Origin of the sequence: Streptomyces iranensis, from assembly GCF_017874715.1 — a bacterium.
In the GTDB taxonomy this organism is placed as follows: Bacteria; Actinomycetota; Actinomycetes; order Streptomycetales; family Streptomycetaceae; genus Streptomyces; species Streptomyces iranensis.
The window spans coordinates 166,919-183,017 of record NZ_JAGGLR010000017.1 but is presented as its reverse complement, the minus strand read 5'-3'; the positions used below and the strand labels follow the sequence as shown (position 1 = coordinate 183,017).

The 16,099-nt window shown below is 71.7% G+C and carries 15 protein-coding genes; 6 read left to right on the top strand and 9 right to left on the bottom strand.

The genetic code is table 11. The features are described from left to right. Nucleotides 1-80: 80 nt before the first annotated feature. Both J2Z30_RS29740 and J2Z30_RS29735 read right to left on the bottom strand, forming a co-directional pair. Nucleotides 81-1,607 carry a sensor histidine kinase gene (locus J2Z30_RS29740; RefSeq protein ID WP_308280110.1) on the bottom strand — a complete coding sequence of 509 codons (1,527 nt, stop codon included), beginning with the start codon at nucleotides 1,605-1,607 and terminating at the stop codon, nucleotides 81-83. A 4-nt stretch (nucleotides 1,608-1,611) separates the two neighbouring features. Then, complete coding sequence (locus tag J2Z30_RS29735; protein ID WP_044575730.1) at nucleotides 1,612-2,289, bottom strand: response regulator transcription factor; 678 nt, start codon at nucleotides 2,287-2,289, stop codon at nucleotides 1,612-1,614. A gap of 173 nt (nucleotides 2,290-2,462) precedes the next feature. On the opposite strand from J2Z30_RS29735, the gene J2Z30_RS29730 reads away from it, so the two are divergent. The 3 genes from J2Z30_RS29730 (at nucleotide 2,463) to J2Z30_RS29720 (ending at nucleotide 6,816) form a co-directional block, all read left to right on the top strand. Then, complete coding sequence (locus tag J2Z30_RS29730; RefSeq protein ID WP_044575733.1) at nucleotides 2,463-3,101, top strand: hypothetical protein; 639 nt, start codon at nucleotides 2,463-2,465, stop codon at nucleotides 3,099-3,101. A 132-nt stretch (nucleotides 3,102-3,233) separates the two neighbouring features. Continuing rightward, nucleotides 3,234-3,905 (top strand): maltokinase N-terminal cap-like domain-containing protein, encoded by a 672-nt coding sequence (locus J2Z30_RS29725; RefSeq protein WP_044575736.1) that lies wholly within the window; start codon nucleotides 3,234-3,236, stop codon nucleotides 3,903-3,905. A gap of 202 nt (nucleotides 3,906-4,107) precedes the next feature. Continuing rightward, on the top strand, nucleotides 4,108-6,816 hold the full coding sequence (locus J2Z30_RS29720; RefSeq protein ID WP_044575739.1) for a fibronectin type III domain-containing protein: 2,709 nt from the start codon (nucleotides 4,108-4,110) through the stop codon (nucleotides 6,814-6,816). A gap of 229 nt (nucleotides 6,817-7,045) precedes the next feature. On the opposite strand, the gene J2Z30_RS29715 is transcribed toward J2Z30_RS29720, so the two are convergent. Continuing rightward, the gene (locus tag J2Z30_RS29715) at nucleotides 7,046-7,516 is read right to left on the bottom strand and encodes a DIP1984 family protein (protein WP_044581970.1); all 471 of its coding nucleotides are present in this window, start codon (nucleotides 7,514-7,516) and stop codon (nucleotides 7,046-7,048) included. Nucleotides 7,517-7,638: 122 nt separating this feature from the next. Beyond that, entirely contained in the window at nucleotides 7,639-8,472 is an 834-nt protein-coding gene (locus J2Z30_RS29710) for a PIG-L family deacetylase (protein ID WP_044575741.1), read from the bottom strand. A gap of 418 nt (nucleotides 8,473-8,890) precedes the next feature. On the opposite strand from J2Z30_RS29710, the gene J2Z30_RS51075 reads away from it, so the two are divergent. Further along, a complete protein-coding gene (locus J2Z30_RS51075; protein WP_052701597.1) occupies nucleotides 8,891-9,616 on the top strand; it encodes a TIGR04222 domain-containing membrane protein in 726 nt (241 codons plus the stop codon). A 520-nt stretch (nucleotides 9,617-10,136) separates the two neighbouring features. Here J2Z30_RS51075 and J2Z30_RS29700 read toward each other — a convergent pair. Continuing rightward, nucleotides 10,137-10,496: a cupin domain-containing protein gene (locus J2Z30_RS29700; protein ID WP_044575747.1), complete on the bottom strand. Its 360-nt coding sequence runs from the start codon at nucleotides 10,494-10,496 to the stop codon at nucleotides 10,137-10,139. Between the two features lie 136 nt (nucleotides 10,497-10,632). Between J2Z30_RS29700 and cutA the strand changes: the two genes are divergently transcribed. Continuing rightward, nucleotides 10,633-10,956 carry a divalent-cation tolerance protein CutA gene (gene cutA / locus J2Z30_RS29695; RefSeq protein ID WP_020871507.1) on the top strand — a complete coding sequence of 108 codons (324 nt, stop codon included), beginning with the start codon at nucleotides 10,633-10,635 and terminating at the stop codon, nucleotides 10,954-10,956. 234 nt (nucleotides 10,957-11,190) lie between these two features. On the opposite strand, the gene J2Z30_RS29690 is transcribed toward cutA, so the two are convergent. The 3 genes from J2Z30_RS29690 to J2Z30_RS29680 all read right to left on the bottom strand — a co-directional run bounded on the left by J2Z30_RS29690 (nucleotide 11,191) and on the right by J2Z30_RS29680 (nucleotide 12,590). Beyond that, nucleotides 11,191-11,919, bottom strand: coding sequence for a SanA/YdcF family protein (locus tag J2Z30_RS29690; RefSeq protein WP_044575750.1), 729 nt, complete (start codon nucleotides 11,917-11,919; stop codon nucleotides 11,191-11,193). Nucleotides 11,920-11,988: 69 nt separating this feature from the next. Beyond that, entirely contained in the window at nucleotides 11,989-12,237 is a 249-nt protein-coding gene (locus J2Z30_RS29685; protein ID WP_044575753.1) for a hypothetical protein, read from the bottom strand. Further along, entirely contained in the window at nucleotides 12,234-12,590 is a 357-nt protein-coding gene (locus J2Z30_RS29680) for a hypothetical protein (protein WP_044575756.1), read from the bottom strand. Before J2Z30_RS29680 ends, J2Z30_RS29685 begins: the two co-directional genes overlap by 4 nt. A 123-nt stretch (nucleotides 12,591-12,713) precedes the next feature. On the opposite strand from J2Z30_RS29680, the gene J2Z30_RS29675 reads away from it, so the two are divergent. Then, entirely contained in the window at nucleotides 12,714-13,697 is a 984-nt protein-coding gene (locus J2Z30_RS29675) for an adenosine deaminase (protein WP_044575759.1), read from the top strand. 16 nt (nucleotides 13,698-13,713) lie between these two features. Here J2Z30_RS29675 and J2Z30_RS29670 read toward each other — a convergent pair whose 3' ends face one another. Continuing rightward, nucleotides 13,714-15,978 (bottom strand): molybdopterin oxidoreductase family protein, encoded by a 2,265-nt coding sequence (locus J2Z30_RS29670; RefSeq protein WP_044575761.1) that lies wholly within the window; start codon nucleotides 15,976-15,978, stop codon nucleotides 13,714-13,716. Nucleotides 15,979-16,099: the final 121 nt, after the last annotated feature.

Below are 16,099 nucleotides of genomic sequence, written 5' to 3'. Positions count from 1 at the left end.
GACCAACTGATCAGTCTGGTCCGGTAGTTGCCAAACTCTCACGACTGGGCAGCCGTGGCCGCACCGGGGTCGGGGTTCGGCTACGCCGCCCGGGGCAGGCGCAACAGCAGGCGAGCCCCGCCTCGCGGGCTGGTCAGCACCGTAAGGGTGCCGCCGTGGGCGTGAGCGATGTCATTGGCGATGGCGAGGCCGAGACCGGTGCCGCCGTCCTGGCGGGCTCGGGCATCATCCAGCCGGGTGAACCGCTCGAAGACGCGCTCGCGGTCGCTTTCGGGGATGCCGGGGCCGTCGTCGTCCACGGCCAGTTCGACCATGCCGCCCTGGACCGCCACGGTGATGGAGACGCTGGTACGGGTGTGGCGGCGGGCGTTGTCGGCGAGGTTGGTGAGCAGCCGGGACAGCTGCACCCGGCTGCCGGTCACGACGGCGGCCCGGTCCTGGTTCCCGGATTTCGTGAGACGGTCGCCGGTCTTCGTGGGGTGGCCCCCGGCCATCGTGGGCTGGTCCGTCGTGGCCATCGGGGACCGGTCCATCGTGAGCGCGCCCGGGTGGCGCCGTACCTCCTCGGCCGCCAGCGCGCCGAGGTCCACCGCGGCCTTGGGCGGCGCCTCCTGCGCGTCGAGCCGGGCGAGCAGCAGCAGATCGGAGGCGACGGCCTGGAGCCGGTCGGTGTCCCGCAGCGCCTTGTGTACGGCGGCCGGCCAGTCGGTGCGCGACGGGCGGGCCAGGACCAGCTCGAGCTGGGCGCGTACGGCCGCGATGGGGCTGCGCAGCTCATGCGAGGCGTCGGCCACGAACTGCCGCTGCCGGGTCATGGCCCGGTGCAGCCGGTCCAGCGTGGCGTTCATGGTCCGGGCCAGCCGGTGGATCTCGTCCCGCGCCCGGGGCACCGGCACCCGGCGGTGCAGATCGCGCTCGGTGATCTCGGTGAACTCCTGCCGCATCGCGGCGACCGGGCGCAGCGCTCGGCCCACCAGCAGCCAGGTGAGCCCCGCCACGAACAGCACCAGACCGGCGGCCGCGGGGGCGGCCTGGCGCAGCAGCAGCCCGGTGGCGCTGTCGAGGGAGGTGGTCGAGGGGCTCACCGTCACGCTGTACGGCCGCCCGGCCTCGACGGGTTCGGCGGGTTCGGTGGGTTCGGTGGGCTTGGCGGGCTCGGTGGGTTCGGCGGACTCGGTGGGTTCGGTGGGTTCGGTGTGGAGCCTCGGGAGCCCGGTCGACCCCTGCGAGGCGGCATCCGTCGGGGTCATGGGGGTGACCGTCCGGCCGGAGGCGTCCCTGATCGTCACCGCGCCGGGGGCGACGATGAACGCCCGCTGCGGCATGGCCCGGGTCTTCCCCAGCTGGCCCTTGATCGCCACGGCGGCGTTCCTGGCGTCCAGGTCGGCGCTGGCACGGAGGTTGTGCTGGAGGGCGAGCACCAGTGCCAGCATGCACAGCGCGATCGCGAAGGCCACGGTCCCGGCGGCCGCCAGCACGGCCTTGGCACGCACGCTCAACCCGGAGGTCAGGCGCGGGCGGCGGGTCCGTATGCCCTCCGACTCCTGCTGCCCGTGCGCCATGTGCTCCGCGTCCGCGACGCGTATCGAGCCCGCTGTGTGCCCCACCGTTTCACCCTCCGTCGCGGGCCAGCAGATAGCCCGCGCCCCGTATCGTGCGGATCGACCGCCGTCCGTACGGCACATCGATCTTCCGGCGCAGACTGCGGATGTAGACCTCGACCAGATTGGCCCCGCCGTCGTACGCGGCGTCCCATACGCTCTGCACGATCTCGGACTTGGAGACCACCTGCCCGGCGCGCCGGGCGAGGTACTCCAGCACGGCGAACTCCTTGGCCGTGAGCGTGACCTCGTCCGTCCCGCGCGCGCAGGCCAGCGCCGCGGGCTCCAGCCGCAGATCGCCCAGCGCCAGCACCTCGGGCCGGTCCAGCCCGCCGCGCCGCACCAGGGCGCGCACCCGGGCGATGAGGACGACGAAGGAGAACGGCTTGGTCAGATAGTCGTCTGCGCCCACGTCGAGCCCATCGGCCTCGTCGTACTCGCCGTCCTTGGCGGTGAGCATCAGGATCGGCGTCCAGTCGCCCTCTTCGCGCAGCCGCGAGCACAGCTGATAGCCGGAGCACCCGGGGAGCATCACATCCAGCACGATCGCCGCGTACTCGCCGGACCGGGCGAGCGCCAGGCCGCTCAGCCCGTCGGCCGCCGTCTCGATGGTGAAACCCTCCTGCTCCAGGCCCTCGGTGAGCAGCTCGCGGAGCCGGGCGTCATCTTCCACCACCAGTATGCGCACGCGGTCAGGATGGCACGGGCAAGCTGAGGCCCCGCTGAAACCGGCACCGGTTTCAGCGGGGCCTCAGGTGATTCAGCGAGGACTCAGCATCGGTGCGACACGGTGAGTGCGCCGACGGATCAAGGGTCCTTCGGCAGCCAGTTCCACTCCCCGAACGAAGGAGAGCTGTGCCCATGTCTCGTACCCTGCCCCGTGCCTCGGCCGCGAAGCGGCGCGGTGTCGTGCTCGCCGTGGCGGCGGGCGCCCTGGCGCTGGGGGCCGCGGCCCCCGCCTCGGCCTCGGCCTCCCAGTCCTCCTCGGCGTCGGCTTCCGCCGCCAAGGGGAAGACGTCCCACGGTCCGGCCCTCTGTGTGATCCGGGCCGACGACGACAGCGCCACGCCGACCACGCCGACCAAGCCGGGCAAGGTGGTTGAGCACGCCAAGCCGGGCAAGCTGACCGAGGCGGGCAAGGTCGCCGGTAAGAAGGCCATCGCGGTGTCGAAGGACCGCTCCCGCGGGCACGACGACACCTGCGTCGCCATCCCCGCCTTCCCGACCGACCCCGGGAAGGCCTGCAAGGTCGTCGTGATCAAGCGTGGCTCCGGGAAGCCGGACTCCGTCCCCGCCTTCCCCACCAAGCCGGGCAAGCACACCACGCCCACCAAGCCGGGCAAGCCCACCACGCCCACGACGCCCACCAAGCCCGGTAAGCCGGGCAAGCCGGGCAAGATCTGCGTGATCGTCGTGTCCAAGGACGGGCACCGGGCCACCAAGCCGTCTTCGGACGCGAAGACCACGGCGGTCGAGGCGACCCGCGCGACCCGCTCCTGATCCACCGGCCGGCCAAGTGGGGGGCCGGCCGTCGAAATGCCCGGCGCGCACGGCGCGCCGGGCATTTCCGTGTGCCGTGAGACCGTGTCAGCGCCCGGGAAGCGTAACGACGAGCGAAGGCGTTCACACGGCATGTCGATCATCCACAAGACCACGATGAGCCCGACCAAGTTGGAGCTCCTCACCCCGTGGCTGCCCCAGCAGCCGTGGTACGCCGCCGCGCAGCGCCCTCCGGAGCTGTCCCGGGTCGGCGGCTTCCGGCTCGACGACCCGAAGGGCCAGGTGGGGATGGAGTTCATGGTGGTCCGAGACGACGCCGGTGACCGGCCCGCCTGGTACCACGTACCGATGACCTACCGCGCGACGCCGCTCGACGGAGCCGAGCGGGCCCTCATCGGCACGACCGAGCACGGGGTGCTGGGGCGGCGGTGGATCTACGACGGGCCGTATGACCCGGTGCTGGTGGCCCAGTTGATCGCGCTCCTCCAGGGCCGCGCCGAACCGCAGGCGCAGAGCGAGTCCCACACCGCGGACCCGTCCGTCACGGCCGAGGTGGCCGGAGCCGGGTTCGACGTCCCGGCCGGGGCCGCGGGGGCTCCGGCCGTCGCGAACCGTCGGGACGGCACCCGTCTGCTGCTGGGCGACGGGGGTCCCGCCCTCCACGTGACGCGCGTTCTGCGTCCGGAGTCCGGTGCGGAGTCCACCGGGTCCCTGGGCCATGTCAGCGCGGGCTGGCGGCTGTCGGAGGGCGGCGAGGCCCGCGGTCGGTACGTCGTCCTGTACGAGAGCGACTCGGCGTCCTGACACCCCGAACACCCCGTAAGGCCATCACCGGGCCGATAGGTCCAATGAATTAATGCCCTGGAGGTGAAGCGAGGCGATTCGGCGCCGCTATATTGACGTACTCCGCTTATAGATCCTACCTTTCCTGGGGTCGCTCCACGAGTTCCAGCAGGGTTCCAGCAGGGTTCCAGCAGGGTTCCAGCAAGGTTCCGCAGGGAGGGACATGTCGGAGTACGTACGCTCACGCATCCGGATGGTCCGGTCGGTCCGGACGCCCAAGACCGTCCGCAAGGCGGCCCGCAAAGCGGCCCCGAGAGCCGCCTCCGCCGCCGCCGTCCTGGCCACCCTCGCCACCCTCGGCGCCGCCTTCGGCGGCACCGCCGACGCCGTCGCGCGCGGGCCCCGCCCCGCCGCCGATGTCTATGTCGCGCCCAACGGCGACGACCGCGCCCCCGGCACCCGCACCGCCCCCGTCCGCACCCCCGAACGCGCCCGCGACCTCGTACGGAAGCGCGTCCCGCAGCAAAGTGCCGACCTTACGGTGCACCTCGCGCCGGGCACATACCGTCTCTCCCGTCCGCTCGTCCTCGACTCCCGCGACTCCGGGGGCAATGGCCACCGCGTCATCTGGCAGGGCGGCAAGGGCACCGTGTTCAGCGGTGGGCGGGCGGTCCGGGGCTGGCGGCCGGTCAAGGGCAGCGCCGGACTGTGGTCGGCGCCCGCGCCCGCCGGGCTGGACAACACCCGGCAGCTGTATGTGAACGGCGTCCGCGCCCAGCGGGCGCGCGGGCCGATCCCGGTGACCCTCACCGCCACCGACACCGGCTACACCGCGTCCGCCGGCACCCTCGCCCGCTGGCGCAATCCGTCGGACATCGAGTTCGTCTACCCCAGCGGTGAGGCGCTGTGGAACATCCAGCAGTACGGACTCGGCCCGTGGACCGAACCGCGCTGCCCCATCGGCTCGACGACCGGTACCACCGTCACCATGGCCCAGCCGTGCTGGGACAACTCCACCAGGCGCGTGGAGTTCCCCGACATCCCCGGCCGCAGCATCAACATGGTCGGCCCCGCCAAGCTCACAGGCGGCGCGCTGCCCGGCTATGTCGAGAACGCCTTCGAGGTCCTGGACCAGCCCGGGGAGTGGTACCTCGACCGGCACACCCGCACCGTCTACTACCGCCCGCGCTCCGGGGAGAACCCGCGCACCGCCGAGGTGGAGGCGCCGGTCCTGGAGAAGCTGGTCGACGGGCGGGGCACCGGGCGCGCGCCGCTGCACGACATCGCCCTGCGCGGTATCGAGTTCTCGTACGCCACCTGGCTCACCCCCTCCTCGCCCGAGGGCTTCTCCGAGGTGCAGGCGGGCTATACGGTGACCGGCCCGGAGGGCTGGAAGACCCAGGGGCTGTGCGACTACACCCCGGGCGGCACCTGCCCGTACGCGTCCTGGACCAAGATGCCCGGCAACGTGGCCATCAGCCACGGCCGTGACATCGAGTTCTCCGACGACGCGTTCACCCACCTCGGCGCGGCCGGGCTGGAACTCGGCACCGGTACGCGGAACGCGACCGTACGCGGCAATGTCTTCACCGACATCTCCGGCAACGGTATGGAGATCGGCGGGGTGGATGCCCCACGGCCCGGCAGCGACGCCGACCTCACCCGCGAGGTGTCGGTGACGAACAACCACCTCTACGCGCTGCCCCGCGAGTACCACGGCGGCGTCGCCATCCTCAACGGCTACACCCGGAACAACACCATCGCCCACAACCAGATCGACCATGTCGGCTACTCGGCGATCTCGATGGGCTGGGGCGGCTGGCCCGACAAGATCGGCAAACCCGCCACCGCCAACGTCTCCCGCGACAACAGGGTGTCCAACAACCTCATCTTCGACTACATGCAGGCACTCGACGACGGCGCCGGCGTCTACACCCAGGGCCTCACCGGGAGTTCCCTCGGCAACGGCGAGAAGATCACCGGCAATGTCATCCACGACGGGTGGGGGCTGGGCCGGACCGTCTACACCGACAACGGCTGCACCTATGTCACGGTCGAGGGCAACGTCCTCTACGGCGCTCAGGCCAACGTCCTCAGCGCCCACGTCGACTACCGCGACGACCTCGGCAACAACGACCCGACCCGCATCGTCGGCAACTACTGGGAGCAGGGCGATCCCGACGGGACCGACAAGGGCGTGGTGACCAGCGGCAACCACATCCTGGCCGACCCGTCCAAGGCACCTGCGGACATCGTGGCCGCGGCCGGTCTCGAGCCCGGCTACCGGGGGCTGCTCGGCCGTACGTTCGCCGCCGACTCCGCACCCGAAGCGCCCACCCGCGTGGGCGACTTCGCGGCGGACGGCTCGGTGTACGTCACCTGGAACCCGTCGTACGTCGAGGGTGGGGCCCCGGTCACCTCGTACACCGTCACCGCGACGTCCTCCGATGGCGCCCACACCGTCTCCACCACCGTCCCGGCGGCGCGCTTCAAGCGGATCGCGTACGCCGTGGTCGACGGGCTCACCAACGGCACGCCGTACACGGTGACCGTCACGGCCCGCAACGGGGTGGGGCGGAGCGAGACGTCGCTGCCCGCCGCGCCCGTCACGCCCAGCGCGGGTGGTTCGGGCGCACTGCCCGACGCCCCCACCGGTGTGAAGGCCAACGCCGATGCCACGGCGGCGACGCTCTCCTGGACTCCGCCCAAGACCACCGGCGACACCCCGGTCATCGGCTACCGGATCACCGTCTCCGACGGCCGCACCGCCACCACCGTGACCGGCCGCGACGTCCTGGTCTCCCAGCCCCGGGCCAAGGGGATGCTGCGGGTGATCGGCAAGCTGCGCCCGGCCACCGCGTACACCTTCTCGGTCGCCGCCATGACCGCCACGGGTACCGGTCCGTCGGCGGATGTGTCCGTCACGACGTAGTGTGGAAAGCCCCGAACCCGCCCTCGCCGCCTCGGATCTGCACGTGGTGATGTGCTGTGCGATGTGCACCTTTACCTGTACGCGGTACTGAGCTGCACTGTTGATGGGGAGTCGAACCCCCGCGTTGCTCTTCACGCGCCAGGAGTGGACTGGAAAACCGCCAGTCCTCGGTGTGTGCACGCCTCCGAAGCCGCTACCTGCTCCACATCGTCCCAGCTTGCTGGACCGCTCAGTCCAGCAGATCGACTTCCCAGTTCGTACGCTGGATCCGCACATCGACCTCTCGGATCTCCCGGGCGAGTACATCCGCCTGACCGCGCAGTTCCGCGACCGGAAGCGCGGAAAGCATCATCAGCTCGGACCGAAGCTGCCGGCCGTGTCCCCGCTCGCCCTTACCCGCCGCCGCGTCCGCCGCTGCGGTGACCACGGAGTGACGCAGCCGCAGGACATCCCGGCGGGCGAGGGCATCGGTGAGCGTGCCGTCCGGACCCATCTCCACGGTGGCATTGGTCCGGTTGATCCGCCGAATCAACGTTTCCAGAGCGTCCAGCACTTCACCGGCCTCAGCCAACAGCTGAGCCGCATCCTCGGCGGGTGTCTCCCCTTCCTGGTACCGCGCACTGCTGACGACGCGCGCTCGCAGCTGTTCTACACGGCGCGTCGCCTCCGCACGTTCTGCCAGTGCCTCAGCAAGCTTCACTGTCTCCACCTCCCCCTCCATGAGATCGCACGAGTATACGAGTGCGAACGGCATTTCCTCGGGCGAGCCATTGTGCCTTCTTCGACTTCTCGGACTTTCCGTGCCCCGGTTGGGCAGGGGGATCAGCGCAGTCCGGCGAAGAGGTCGTTCTCGGGTATGGCCGCGCCGGTGGCGTCCTTGACGCGTAGGTAGGTCTCCATGCCCATCAACTCGCCGAACCTCTCCTTGCCCATCTTGAGGAAGAAGATGTTCTCGCCCTGACTGGCGTGCGCGGCCAGCGCGTCGAACTTCTGATCGCTGAACGCGGTGGTGTCCACCCACGTGGTGATTTCATCGTCGGGGAGGCCGATCTCGGCCATCGCGGCGGCCTCGGCAGGATCGGGCTCCGGCATGTCCTCATGAAACTCGCGCATGGTCTCCCCGAACCGCTGCATCATCGAATGGGGCATCGTGGTCCAGTACACCTTCGGTGTCAGCGTGGTCATATCCAGCGCCGCCATCGTGATGCGGTGGGCCTGTATGTGGTCGGGGTGGCCGTAGAAGCCGTTCTCGTCGTAGGTGACGACTACATCGGGTCGGTAGTGCCGCATGAGTTCCGCGAGCCGGGCGGCGCCTTCCTCCACGGGGGTCTGCCAGAAGGATCCGGGGGCGTCGTTGCTCGGCCAGCCCGTCATCCCGGAGTCGGCATAGTCCAGCATCTCCAGATCGCTGATCTTCAGGACGTCACAGCTCGCCTGGAGTTCTTGACGGCGCATCAAGGCGACAGCCGCCGGATCGTGCCCGGGGTCGCCCGGCTTGACACCCCCCGGGCCGTCACCGCAACCGCCGTCGGTACACGTCACGAGAACCGTCCGGATGCCCTCCGCCGCGTACCGCGCGAGAACCCCTCCGGTCCCGGTGGCCTCGTCGTCGGGGTGGGCGTGTACTGCCATGAGCGTCAAGGGCCGGTCAGTCATGAAACAGTCCTCCTGCAGAAATATGTCTTGATCCAAGTGTGCGGCGGGCACACCGCGGTCCTGGGCCCGGGTCCTGGTGGGGCGGACGACCTTGTGGTCTCCGCGTTCCCCGCCGTGCGAACGCCGGTCCCTCGGCCGATGCAACCGCGCTCCCGGGGCGGCTGTTCCCTGCGCGGCCGTTTGGCCTTCCAGGTGTCAACGTTTCAACGCGAACGAGGTACGGGCGCGACCCGCACGTCGCGGCGCCACGTCGGATCCGATTCGGGTAGGGGGCGAAAGCTCAAATTCTGCTCTGAAACGGTACTCATCAGGGTTCATCACCGTTCAGAAAGACAAAACTGACGGTACTTGAGCAGTTCGTATGGACTTGGATGGACACGGATGGACATGGATGGACGGGGGCATTCCGATGTGTGCCATGACCAGACGCCCCGCCCCGGCGGAGCCACCGGCGCTGGACCTCTATGACATCGCCTATCTGGTGGGCGGGCGCCCGTGGGTGATCCAGACCCTCCTGATAGCGCTCCAGGAACGGGATGTGATCACGCTCCGGCGCTCCCGGATCCGCGCCACGGCGGGGGAGGGGGCCGAGCACCCGGGGGCCGGGCACCCGGATGCCGAGCGCCCGGGGGCCGGGCACCCGGACGCCGAGCACCCGGTCGAGCGCGCGCTCATCGCGCTGTGCCCGCGCTCGAGGCCGGTGGACCATGTGGTCCCCGCGCTGCTCGGTGGACCCGAGCTGGCGGAGATCCGGCACCGGCTCACCGCCGGCGGACTGCTCACCCGTCTCCGGGGCCGCCCCACCCGCACGGGCAGGCGCCGCGTGGAGGCGGCCGTGCGGGAGGGGGCGTTCCCCTCGTACGTCTTCTACGGCCCCGTCGTCGTCCCGGAACCGGCCCGGCGCAGGGCCGTCAGCGACGCGATACCCGTCCCGACCGGCGACCCGGCCTACTGGGACCGGAACCTCCTCATCGCCTACGACCCCGACTACCCCGACCAGGAGTCCTTCCACACCGCGCACGGGTGGGGCGACGACCGTGGCGGGAGCCACGGCGGCGACCACGGAGGGAGCCACGGCGGCGACTATGGCGGCGGCCACCACTCCTGCGGTGGCGGCGGAGGCGGAGGCGGCGGGGGCGACTAGGCCTGTCCGGCGGATCGCCTGCGGCGGGCTGTTCCCCTCCCCGCCCCTTCCCGCAACTGGGGCTCCGCCCCAGACCCCGCCCGCGTCGCAGATGGCGCGGTGGGCGCCCCGGCCGGTGAGCTGATCGCGACGACGACCGGCTCGCCGGCCCCCGGCGTCCAGGGGCGAAGCGGCCCCAGGGCTCCGCCCCAGACCCCGGCCGGACGACCTGGATGTGCGCGGGCGTCCGCCCGGTCGGCCGCCGCGTCGGCGCGCCGCCCGCGATCAGCCCGCCGGTGCAGGTGTTCACGCCCTTGCCGCCCGCCGCGAGCAGCGCCCGTCCCGCGGACGCCCTGGCCCCCTGCCCACCGGTCGGCCGCTCGACCACCGCGTCCCAGGCGCCCCGGCCGGTGAGCTGATCACGACGGCGACCGGCTCGCCGCCCCCCAGGGTCCAGGGGCGGAGCCCATGCCACGCGGTGGAGCCGCAAATCGACGCTGCGGGAAGGGCGGGGAGGGGAAAGAAGTGGCCGGGCCCGTCGTCAGGCGGTGGCCGCGTCCTCGTAAGGGGAGGGACAGCCATGCGTGGCGGTCACGGCCGTCAGCAGCACCACCGAGTCCTCCAGCGCCCGCAGCCCGTGCCGTTCGTGCGGCAACTCCTGCACCTGGCCCGCGATGAGATCCAGCCGGTCACCGCCGCCGGTCAGCCGTACATGCCCGTGCAGCACCTGGAGGCTGGCCGCCGGGGGAGCGTTGTGCTCGTCGAGCTCACAGCCGGAGACCATGGCGATCACGCTCTGCCGCAGCGGACCGTCGTGCAGGAACAGATGCGCGCTGCGCCCGTGCGGATCGGCCTTGGCCTGGTCCAGATGGTGGCGCGCGAGCGTGGTCAGGTCATCCATGAGTGCCCCTCGATCGGTCCGGTCTGATCGTCGGCGGGTTCCCTCAATCCTCACCGGCTAGCGTGGTGGGCGCCAGTCCGCAGCCGCGCCGTGCAACCGCCCGTACAACCGCCCCGTGGAGAGAGGTACCGCAGCAGTGGCCGACTACCTGACCGTACTGACCACCACCGACACCCCCGAGAAGGCCGAGGCGCTGGCCCGCGGGGCGATCGAGGCCCGGCTGGCGGCCTGTGCGCAGATCAGCCAGCCCGTGACATCCGTGTACCGGTGGGAGGGGGAGGTCGAGACGGCGGCCGAGTGGCAGGTGCTGTTCAAGACCACCGCCGCGCGCTACGACGAGCTGGAGGCACATATCCGCGAGGCGCACGACTACGAGACCCCCGAGGTCATCGCGACGCCCATCGTGAACGGCAGCGAGGACTACCTGGCCTGGGTGGTGTCGGAGACGACGATCGGCTGACGTTGATCGGCTGGCGTTGATCGGCGGACGTTGATCGGCGGACGGTGATCGAGGGCCGGGGCGTGGGCTACGGGGTGTCCGCCGCGTGGCAGGGGCTTCGCCCCTGGGCCCCGGGGTCTGGGGCGGAGCCCCAGTTGTGGGAAGGGGCGGGGAGGGGGCAGCCCGCCGCAGGCGTCACGGTCCGCCGGACACCCCCTGGGCCCCTGGGCGAGATCCGGGGCTCCGGGGCGACGGTCAACGCGAGCCAGAGCCAGAGCCAGAGCCAGAGCGAGAGCCGGCGCCCGAGCCCCGGTCCGCCAGCGCCTCCTCGATCCCCCGCTCCCGTGGCCCCAGGAAGTGCGGATCCGGCTCGAACGCCGCGTCCAGCGCGGCCTTGCCCGCCGCCACGACCTCCCGCGTGCCGCCGAAGTACCAGGTCGCGTCGTGCGGCTCGTCGACCGCGACCCCGTACGCGTCGATCCCCGCCGCCCCGCACAGCGCCAGCGCCCGGCGGACATGGAACCGCTGGCTCACCAGCACCGCCTTGTGCACCCCGAAGACCCGCCGGGCCCGGCTGCAGGAGTCCCAGGTGTCGAACCCCGCGAAGTCGCTCACGATCCGCCGGTCCGGGACCCCGCGCTTGACCAGATACGCGCGCATCGCGTCCGGCTCGTCGTAGTCATGGCGGCTGTTGTCGCCCGTGACCAGCAGCGCATGGACCCTGCCGTCCTTGTAGAGCCGTACGGCGGCGTCCAGCCGGTGCGCCAGATACGGCGACGGCTCCCCGTTCCACAGCCCCGCCCCGAAGACCACCCCGACCGGGGCCGAGGGCACATCGGCGACCGTACGGATCCGGTCGTCCGTGCTCAGCCGCAGCCAGGTCGCGGGGAGCAGGGCCAGTACGCAGACGAGGACGCCCCCCTGCACCAACCGCCGCCACCCCCGCCGCGTCCGCGGCAATCGCCCCCGCACCCACCCCAGCATGTGCTCCCCCTCTTCGCCTCACTGATCAGCTCGCGCTGTGGGACGCCGGTGAGAGGGATGGCGGTTGCCTCACCCGGCCCAGGTGACGCGCACCACGGCGATCAGCTGCTGACTGGGCACCGGCAGGAAGTACAGCAGCCCCACATCCAGGAAGGTCAGATTGCGCAGCTGGTGACCGGCCCCCACCTCGGTGGCGTCCCTCCCCAGCACGGCCAGTTCACGGGCGAGCCGTTCCACTTCAGCGACGACATGCGGCGGGAGACCGCCCACGACGTGTTCCGCGTCGGGGTCGTACTCCCACCTCCACGCGTCACTCATGCACCGATCTCCTCGGCCGCGGTTCGGAGGATGCGGCCGACCTCGCTTGTCGCCGCGCGAGCCGCTTCCGGGTCGGCCAGCGGATCCGCGGCCAGTTCCTCACAGGCGTGGAAGCGAGCGGCGCGCTGTGGCCAGCGTTCGATGTTGACGACGGCTCCCCAATGTGCGGTGAAGGCTCGCAGCGGTCCCACGCTGCTGGTGCGCTGCGCACTGGTTGCCGCGCTCGCCAGATGTTCGTTCAGCTCTGGGAGGCGACTCGGAACGATCTGGGCCACTGCCACCCGAAGCGCGTCCGGGGTCAGCGACGGCATAGGGATCAACGGAGCGCTCGCCTCGGTCGGCTGACTGCTCACGGTGGCCTCCTGTGTCCCTGAGTGCACTGCTGCCGACGCAGAGCCTATCGCTCGGGGCAGGTCTGCCGCCCGGATAGGCTGAGTGACCCCCCCCGTTAGCGAAAACAACAGGTGATCCCCGCCATGCCCCCGATTCCCACCGCAGAGCTCCATCTCCATATCGAGGGCACCCTGGAGCCCGATCTGGCCTTCGCGCTCGCCGGGCGCAATGGGGTCGAGCTGCCGTTCGCCACCCAGGAGGAGCTGCGGGCCGCCTACTCCTTCGGCGATCTCCAGGACTTCCTGGACCTCTACTACGCGCTGATGACCGTGCTGCGTACCGAGGACGACTTCGCCGACCTCACCAACGCGTATCTGGCCCGCGCCCGTGCGCAGGGCGTACGGCATGCGGAGATCTTCTTCGACCCGCAGGCGCACACCGCGCGCGGCGTGGAGATCGACACGGTCATCCGCGGGATCGGCCGCGCGCTGGACGCCGCGCCGCGCGCGTACGGCATCACCACGCGCTTGATCATGTGCTTCCTGCGCGACGAGAGCGCCGAGTCGGCCCTGGCGACCTTCGAGGCGGCCCGCCCCCATCTGGACCGGATCGCCGCCGTCGGCCTGGACTCGGCGGAGGTCGGGAACCCGCCGTCGAAGTTCCGCGAGGTGTACGCGCTGGCGCGGCGGGCCGGGCTGAAGTGCGTCGCGCACGCGGGGGAGGAGGGGCCGCCCGCGTATGTGTGGGAGGCGCTGGACGTCCTCGGCGTGGACCGCGTCGACCACGGGGTGCGGAGCCTGGAGGACGAGGCGCTGGTGGCCCGGCTGGTCGCGGACCGTACCCCGCTGACCGTCTGCCCCCTGTCGAACGTCCGGCTGCGCGTCGTGGACCGGCTCGAGGACCATCCGCTGCCCGCGATGCTGGACGCCGGTCTGCTGGTGACGGTGAACTCCGACGACCCCGCCTACTTCGGCGGCTACGTGGGCGACAACTACACCGCCGTACGGGACGCGCTCGGCCTCGACGAGGCCACCCTGCGCACCCTGGCCCGCAACTCCTTCCAGGCCGCGTTCCTGGACGAGGAGACGCGGGCGGCGTACCTGAAGGAGGTCGAGAGCTGGAGCTGACGCCGACCGGAGGCGGTCAGCCCCCGGCCGGTTCCAGCCGCACCGCGCACACCTTGAACTCCGGCATCCGCGACACCGGATCCAGCGCCGGGTTCGTCACCGTGTTGGCCCGTCCCGGCCCCGCCCAGTGGAACGGCATGAACACCGTGTCCGGCCGGATGTCCCGGCTGATACGGGCCGGGGCCACGGCGCGGCCGCGCCGGGAGACCACCGCGATCGGCGCGCCCTCGTCCACCCCCAGCCGCTCGGCGAGCAGCGGGTGGAGCTGGACGTAGGGGCCGGGCGCGGCCTCGTTGAGCTCGCCGACGCGCCGGGTCTGGGCGCCGGACTGGTACTGGGCCAGTACCCGGCCCGTCGTCAGCAGCACCGGGTACTCCGCGTCCGGCTCCTCGGCCGCCGGGCGATGGCTGACGGGGGCGAAGCGGGCCCGGCCGTCGTCCGTGGCGAAGCGGTCGAGGAAGAGGCGGGGGGTGCCGGGGTGCGGGTGGGCTCCCGCGTTCATGGAGTCGGTCGGTGCGGAGTCGGTCGGTATGGAGTCGGCAGGTGTGGAGTCGGCAGGGCTCAGGGATTCGGCCCCCTCCGAGTCGTCCCGTTCCACGCTCTCCGGGCAGGGCCAGAACACCCCGTCCTCCTCCGCGATCCTCCGGTACGTGATGCCCGAGTAGTCCGCCGGGCCCCCGGCCGAGGCCCGTCGCAGCTCCTCGAAGACCTCCTCCGCGTCCGCCGGGAACCCCTTCTCCCAGCCCAGCCGGGCCGCGAGCCCGCTCAGCACCTCCAGGTCCGTCCGGACGCCCGGCGGCGGGGTGAGGGCCGCCCGGCGGAGGAGGACCCGGCCCTCCAGGTTGGTCATGGTCCCGGTCTCCTCGGCCCACTGGGCCACCGGCAGCACCACATCGGCGAGCGCGGCGGTCTCCGAGAGCACGACGTCCGCGACCGCCAGGAAGTCCAGCGATCGCAGCCGGGACTCCACATGGGCCGCGCGCGGGGCGGAGACGAGCGGGTTGGAGCCCATCAGCAGCAGCGCCCGCACGTCCCGTCCGAGCGCGTCCAGGAGTTCGTACGCGCTGCGCCCCGGCCCGGGGAGGTCGTCGGGCTCGACGCCCCACACGGCCGCGACATGGGCGCGCGCGGCCGGGTCGGCCAGCTTGCGGTAGCCGGGCAGCTGATCGGCCTTCTGGCCGTGTTCGCGGCCGCCCTGGCCGTTGCCCTGGCCGGTCAGGCAGCCGTAGCCGGACAGCGGGCGGCCCGCGCGGCCGGTGGCCAGGCACAGGTTGATCCACGCGCCCACGGTGTCGGTGCCCTTGGACTGTTGCTCGGGCCCCCGGGCCGTCAGCACCATGGAGCTCTCGGCGTCGCAGAACATCGTGACGGCCTTACGGAGCTCAGGAACCGGGACGCCCGTGATCCGCTCCACCAGCTCCGGCCAGTGGGCCATCGCGGCGGCCCGCGTCTCGGGCCAGCCGCTGGTGCGCCGTTCGACGAACTCCTCGTCCACCCGGCCCTCCGCGACCACCAGGTGCAGCAGCCCCAGCGCGAGCGCGAGATCGGTGCCGGGGCGCGGCGCCAGATGCAGATCCGCCTGCTCGGCCGTACGGGTCCGCCGGGGATCGACCACGATCAGCCGCCCGCCCGCCTCCTTGAGCTCGGTCAGATAGCGCAGCGCGGGCGGCATGGTCTCGGCCAGGTTCGAGCCGACGAGGACGACGCATCCGGTGCGGGCCACGTCCGCCAGCGGGAACGGCAGCCCGCGGTCAAGGCCGAAGGCCCGCTGATGGGCGGCGGCGGCCGAGGACATGCAGAACCGGCCGTTGTAGTCGATCTGTGAGGTGCCGAGCACCACCCGGGCGAACTTGCCCAGCGCGTACGCCTTCTCGTTCGTCAGGCCGCCGCCGCCGAAGACGCCCACCGCGTCGCGGCCGTACGCCCGGCCGGTGGACTCCAGGCCCTCGGCGATCCGGTCGAGGGCCTCCTCCCAGGTGGCCGGTTCGAGCCGACCGGTGTCAGGGCGGCGGACCAGCGGCTCGGTCAGACGCACCCGGGAGGAGAGCACGGCGGGCGCGGTGCGGCCCTTACCGCACAGCGCGCCACGGTTGACGGGGAACGCGGTGCGCTCGACGACCTCGACACCGCCCGGCCGACCGCCCGGCCCGTCACCAGGTCCGCCGCCCGGCGGCAGCGGGCGCAGCGCCATACCGCACTGCAGCGAACAGTAAGGGCAGTGCGTATCGACGGGGTCGGAGGAAGCGGGGGAGTGCTCCCCGGGAACCGGTACGTGCGCCATGCGAAAGAGCGTGCTACGGCCGTGTTACAGCCCGTGTCACCTCGCATTACGCCTGCGGGAAGCGGACCTCAGCACGGCGCCGGGCGGCCGGTGAAGTCGACGCAATCACCTGTGACGGCCA